Consider the following 6,671-nt stretch of genomic DNA (forward strand, 5'->3'; position numbering starts at 1 on the left):
AATCCGGCAGTCGCGGCAGAGCAATCTCGACCCTCGTGCCCTGCTCGGCATTAGAGCGGATGCTCAGTCGGCCGCCATGCTGATCGACCAGGCGTTGAACGATCGCAAGCCCGAGCCCGGTGCCAGTCGACTTGGTGCTGAAGAAGGGCTCGGTCAGACGCGATAACAGCTCGGTCGGGATCGGCTCGCCCGGATTGTGAATCGCCAACCCGATCTCGCCGGCACCAGCCTGGGTCTCCAGCTCGCTGACCCGCCAACCAATCTCACTGCCCTCGGGAGCGGCATCGCAGGCGTTATCGGTGAGGTTGCTGAGGATCTGGCGCAGTCGGTCGGGATCGGCCATCACATGGAGCGAAGCCGAAGACCGCTCAAACCGGATCTGGTGACCTGGATGACGCTCCACGGCACTGGCCACATGCTCCGCCACCAGGTCCCCGAGCTCCAGCGGACGCGGGTCCAGACTCAGTGGCTTGGCGTAAAGCAGGATGTCGTCGAGCAGTCGGCGCATGCGCTCGGCCTCGCCTAACGCGAGCTCCAACCGCCGCTTGGCGCGTGGCGCTTGCTCGTGCGCCTGCTCGGCCAGATAGCCAAGGGCCATCGCGATCGTCGTCAAGGGCGAGCGCAGCTCGTGGGCGATCCCCGAGGCGAGCTCGCCGATCGCCGCTAGCCGACTCTGCTCAGCGAACCGGGCCGTGCGCCCAACCCCCTGGGTCAGCAGCTGGGCAATGTTACTGAGCAAGCGCTGACGCGCGCCGCCAAAGCCATCTGGATCGCGAGTCGCGAAGACCACCACCGCCGGTATCGGGGTCTGCGTCTGCGGTGTCAGCGGCAAGAAGATCGCATCGCGCATCCCGAGCGCAACCAGGTGTCGCAGCAGCTCATAGTCTGGGTTCTCGCGGGCGCGCTCGACCATTGCACTCACCTGCAGCGGCGCCTCCTCGGCCAGCACCTGCTCGAGCAGGCTACCCTGCAACCGATACAGACGCTGATCACTGGCCAACGGCGCCCCGTCGAGCCAACTGGTCTCGACGCGGGCGCTGGCGCGACGCTCATCGATAAACACCAGCCCACTCCAATCACAGCCCAGGAGCGGCCTGAACTCGGTGTTGAGCAGCCCCATCAGCTGATCCAGATCCTGACCCTGCTGGAGCCCTTGAATGAGCCGATAGAGCAGATCCAATCGCTCTGAGAGGCGGTTGAAGCTATCGGTTAGATCGCGCAGCTCAGTGGTGCCAGCGACCGGCAACCGATGGCCGAAATCGCCGTCCGCGACGCGCTGGAACCCACCTGTTGTGCGCCGCAGTGGCGCCAGCACCTTCCAGCGCAGCAGCCCAAGCAGCAGCGCAGCGATGATCAGGGTCACGATGCCAACGACGATGCTACCGTTGATCATCAGCCGATACTCGCGCTCGGCCCAGTCGCGGACCGCAGAGGCGAAGGCATCCACCGCGATCATCAGTCGATTATGGGCTTCGATCACGTGCTCCGCGGCCCATTCCAAACGCGGCTCATCCTGATCATCGCCGAGGGCATCGAACAGCGCACTCCGCCACTGCTCCCAGGTGCGCTCCAGTGCGCCGATCGCCGCCTCGGCCTCAATACCCAGATGCGGCTGCAGCCAGACTGGCATCGTCATCGGCATGCTGTCGCCGAAATCGCCGCTCATGAAGGTCTCGACGATCGCGTCGATTGTCTCCACCTGGGCCAAGAGGTCCTGATAATAGAGGCGCACGTCGCGGTAATAGGTCGGATAGTCGCGCGGTGCGTTCTGCCAATAATTCATGCCCTGGGCATGCATACGCTCGACGGTGAGCTCAAGCTGCGCGGCCTGATTGACAAGCTCGATCGAGCCCAGCTGACGCTGGAAGGCCCCCAACGTATAGAGCCCGGCCACTGCCAGCAGCAGCCCAAGCGCAAGATAGACGGCGGTGACCTGAACGCTCAGGCTCGCAAGCTGCCGGGACAGAGGCATGTTGTCTCCAATGATCGGAATCACCTAGCAGGACCAGCGCAGCGGCTGGGTTGTGGTGCTGTGTTGATCGATGATCCACCCTCGTAAGGCCTGCAGGGAAGATCCTGTGATGAGAATCGGCACTCGCTCGGCCAACCCTTAGCGTGACGGTGCTAGAATCGCTCGCCCTCAGGCCAGGCCGCTGCCAAGGCCGCGACAGTCAGCGGCCGTCTCTGCCTCTTCGGCTTGGTCGTTCAACGTCAGCTGCAAAGGCCTAGTGAGAGCACTGATGAGATCAAGAACGACATCAACATCGATATCGACCCATCGGCAACCCTGGAGTCGGTGGTGCCTTGCCACCAGCGTCGCACTAACACTGACCGTTGCCGGAGAGATCGAGGCCGCGGGCTGGTATGCGCGTGCCGCACTGGGCTACGAGCAGTCCAACGACGCTGATTTTTCCGATCGGGACTGCCGATCACAACAACCCGCCGCGCTCTTCGGCTGCGCCAGCGGAGACGACGGACGACCGATCGGCGCCTATGGTGACTTCGGCAGCTACCCGCTGATGGAGCTTGCCGCCGGCAAGCGGCTGTTGCCTTGGCTCCGGGCCGATTTATCCCTCAGCTACCGCTTCGACATGGACTATCAGGGCAACGCCAATTTTCTCAGCGTCGGCACCAACGAGCCGGTGTCGGCAGATCTCGAGTCTTGGACCGGCATGGCCAATGCCTTCGTCGACATCGCCGCGCTCACCGACCTCGATCTCGGCCGTTTTGAGCCCTATCTCGGCGCCGGCATTGGGGTCGCCCGTAATCGTCTTAGCGAGGTGACCTACCGCTTCCCGGAGAACCCCTATCGGCACAAGCTGAGCGTGACACCTGACGGCGAGCGAACGAATCTCGCCTATCGGCTCACGCTCGGCACCGGGATCAGGCTCACCAAGTCCCTCAGGCTCGATCTGTCAGCGTCTTATACCGACCTTGGCCAAGTCGGCACCGACACCGGTCTCATGGCGATGAACCACGTCCCAGCTGGTATCTTGATCGACGAGACCGAGACCCATTTGCGCACCATTGGCGCAAGCATTGGACTTCGTTACGAGCTCCGTTAACCCGAGGTGCAATACTCTGCTGGGCGTCGACGACGCCAACGCCAATATTCATGCCAAAGGCGGTTGACTGCGCCCTGAGCGCGGTCGATGACAGCAGCGCGGTTGACCGTCTGACCAATGCCCTCAGCTGTTACAGGGTCGGGAGCCGATCGCAGCAGCGTTGAGCGGGCTCCACTTTTTCTTGCCACGAAAGCAAGGTACCATCTGGGCGCATGGCCTTGAGGCTGTTCGTCAGTGGAGGCTCCTCTTGAGCACAGCGAGAACCCTGCTCGACAAAGCAGCCGACAAGCTACCGAGTCCGAACGGCGTCGCGCTCGCCATCATGCAGCTCTGGGAAGACGAACATGCAACGGTCGATCAGCTTGCACGTCTCGTCCAGAGCGACCCCGCGCTGTGCGGCCGTCTTCTCAGACTTGCAAACTCCGCAAGCATCGGTCTCAGACCCGTCACCTCCGTCCCTGAGGCCATTGTCAGAATCGGTTTGAAGACCGTTGGCGAATTGGCGATCGCCTTTTCGCTGATTGATGTCAACAAGTGCGAGGACCGCTGCCAGTCTTTCGACTATCTCAAGTTCTGGTCTCATTCCCTGCTGATGGCCTTGGTTTGCAGAGAGCTAGGACGTGTGACCAGCCTGGCACCACCGGAGGAGTTGTTCACCTGTGCGCTGATGGCGCGCATCGGGCTGCTGGCTTTCGCCACCATCTATCCGCGTGCGTTTTCCGAGCTTCTCGACGCTAAACCCGCCGATCTCGCAGCCGCCGAACGCCAGCGGTTCGGCTTCGACCACAACGAGTTATCCGCGCAGATGCTGGAGAGCTTTGGGGTGCCTGAGGCCTTGGTGGAGCCGGCCAGGTTTCATGAGGACTCAAGCCGCTCAGGCTTCCCCGATAATTCTCGCGGAACGAGGCTAGCGACGGTCTTTCATCTCGGCCATCAGCTGTCTGAAACCTGTTTGCAAACAGGCATCAGCGAGGCGAGCAAGGCAAACAGAACCAAGACGCTTGCTCGACGACTCGGGCTGCCATCAGACCAGCTCTCGACGCTGTTGAGCCAGAGCGTCAAGGAATGGCGGGAATGGTCGACCTTTCTCGAGCTCCCGGAGGCTTCGCTACCCGCGGCTGATCTGGCAGACACTGGGGATGACCCCCAGTCAACGGACACGCCCTCCAAGGCCAAGCTGCAAGCCCTGTTGGTCCATGCCAACGGCGATCCATCGCTGCTGCAACAGCGACTGGAGACGCGATCCATCGAGATGCACGCCTGTCAGGACGAGAATGAGTTTCTGCGGCTCGCGCTCCAGGTCCAACCTCAGCTGATGCTCATCGGAGAGGACCCAGACGTCGAAAAAGGCAGGCTCTGCCGACTGATCCGCTCGACCGAATGGGGAAAGAAGGTCTACATCATCTCCATTCTCGAACGCTGCGACAGCGAGCAGGTCACACATGCCTTGTCCTCCGGAGCCGACATCTGCGTGCGCGAGGAGATCGGCACGCCAGAGCTCGAGGCGCATCTACAGGTTGTACAGCGGTTTCTCGATCTGCAGGCGAAATGGGAGCAGGATCGCGCCGAGCTACGCCGGATCGCCAATGAACTGGCCCTGAGTCACCGACGCATGGAGGTGCTGTCGCTTACCGATCAGCTAACCGGCCTGGGAAACCGCAGGTCGGCGATTGAGGCGCTCGGCCAAGCCTGGAGCATCAGCGAGCGCTCCAATCAGCCGATGTCCGTCATCATGCTCGATATCGACCATTTTAAGCGGATCAATGATCAATTCGGACATGCAGCCGGCGATCAAGTACTGGCCGATGTGGCAAAGGCCTTGAAGGACGATACGCGCCAGGGGGAAGGCAGCTATCGCATGGGAGGCGAGGAATTCCTGTTACTCAGCTCGGCATCGGACATCAAGCAGCTGATCGTCGTCGCTGAGCGGCTCAGACGCCGTATCGCCGCACTCCGAATCGAGTGTGGTGGGCACGAAATCCAACTCTCCATCAGCCTCGGCGTTGCGCAACGAGGAGCGGAGCACACCCATTTTGATGCCTTACTGAGCGCCGCCGATCAAGCCCTCTACGCGGCCAAGTCCGGTGGGCGCAATCGGGTTTGCTTCTACCACGACAACCGCATCCACACGATCAACCCAAGCACCTGAGATTGAGGGCTGCTTGTGCTACTGGCTATCAGGCCCCAAGGGAGCTGCTATCAGGCGGCCGGCTCGGGCTGCAGACCGCCGACCAGGCCGATATCGTCGAGGATCACATAGATCGCCGGCACCAGGAACAGCGCCGCGAGGGTCGCGCTGGCCAACCCGAACGCAAGGCTGGCCGCGAGTGGGATCAGCACCTGCGCCTGCAGGCTCTTCTCGAGCAGCAGCGGCGTCAGCCCGGCAACAGTGGTGATCGAGGTCAGCAGGATCGGCCGAAAACGCGCCCGCCCGGCCTGCCGCGCGGCGTCGATGGTCGCAGCGCCGGCGCGCTGCGCCTCGCGGATGAAGACCACGAGCAGGATCGAATCGTTGACGACGACACCGAACAGCGACGCCATGCCGACGATGCTCGGCATGGTCAGATCGAGCCCGAGCGCCATGTGGCCGAAGATCACCCCGATCAGCGCGGTCGGGATCACCAACATCACCGTCACCGGCTCCAAGTAGCCGCGGAACTGCAGCGCCAGCAGCATGTAGACGCCGATCATCCCGAGCAGCACATTGCGCACGATCGACCGGCCGGTCTCGGCCGATTCGCTGGTCTCGCCCTCCATCTCGAAGCGCAGCTGCGGATAGCGCTCGAGCAGATCAGGGATGAACTCACGCTGGGCCAGGGTCACCAGCTCGCGAGCATTGGCCTGGGCGCGGTCGACATCGCCCTCGATGCTGACCGCGCGCTGGCCGTCGATGCGATTGATCCGTGCCCAGCCGCGCTCCTCGTCGATCTCGGCGACGATCGACAGGGGCACCTGGGCGCCGGTCGGACCGGTCACGGTGAACCGCTCGAGGTCCGCTGGCCCGGCACGATCATCCGGCTCCAAGCGTAGGTCGATCTCGTAGATCTCGTCACCAAGCGCAAACTCGTCGATCTCGACCCCCTGGAAGGCGCCGCGCAGCTGATCGGCGACCATGCGCGCATCGATGCCCAGGGAGCCAGCATCCGGCTTCAACCGCAGGCGCAGCTCGCGCTTGCCGGGCCTGAGATCGTCGCTCAGGTCCAAGACTCCGGCATAGCCACCGAGATAGTCCTGCAGTTCGCGCGACGCGGCCTTGAGCTGGTCGAGATCGGGGCCGAGCAGGCGCAGATCGATCGCCCGGCCACCAGGGCCGAGCGCAGGCTCGGTGTATTTGATCGAGATGACATCGGCCGGCTCGCCGACCGCAGCGCGCCAGCGGTTGCGAACGTCGTCGAGTGAGGCGTTGCGCGTCTCGGCGCCGAGCAGATCGGCAACCACCCGTGCGACGTGGGCGCCGCTTTCATAGGCATCCGGATTCTCGCCGAACAGCACGGTGACGTTCTGCACCAGATCCTGCTCGCCTGGCTGCCGCGGCTTGAATTCGGCGTTGACCTCATCGAGCCCCGCGATGATCCGCTCGACCACCGCCTCGGTGCGCTCTAGCGG

General features: G+C 63.0%; 4 protein-coding genes. 2 read left to right on the plus strand and 2 right to left on the minus strand.

Annotated elements, in window-relative coordinates; all coding sequences use genetic code 11:
- On the minus strand, positions 1-1,972 hold a 1,972-nt coding region (locus tag ACY693_RS12800), incomplete at its 3' end, for a sensor histidine kinase (protein WP_462322214.1).
- 268 nt (positions 1,973-2,240) lie between these two features.
- On the opposite strand from ACY693_RS12800, the gene ACY693_RS12805 reads away from it, so the two are divergent.
- Positions 2,241-3,065 (plus strand): outer membrane protein, encoded by an 825-nt coding sequence (locus ACY693_RS12805; RefSeq protein ID WP_462322215.1) that lies wholly within the window; start codon positions 2,241-2,243, stop codon positions 3,063-3,065.
- Between the two features lie 247 nt (positions 3,066-3,312).
- Positions 3,313-5,214, plus strand: a complete 1,902-nt coding sequence (locus ACY693_RS12810) for a diguanylate cyclase (protein WP_462322216.1) — start codon at positions 3,313-3,315, stop codon at positions 5,212-5,214.
- 50 nt (positions 5,215-5,264) lie between these two features.
- Here the strand turns inward: ACY693_RS12810 and ACY693_RS12815 are convergent.
- Positions 5,265-6,671: efflux RND transporter permease subunit (locus ACY693_RS12815; protein WP_462322217.1), on the minus strand; the 1,407-nt coding region annotated here is incomplete at its 5' end.

This window comes from Halochromatium sp. (genome assembly GCF_054919635.1).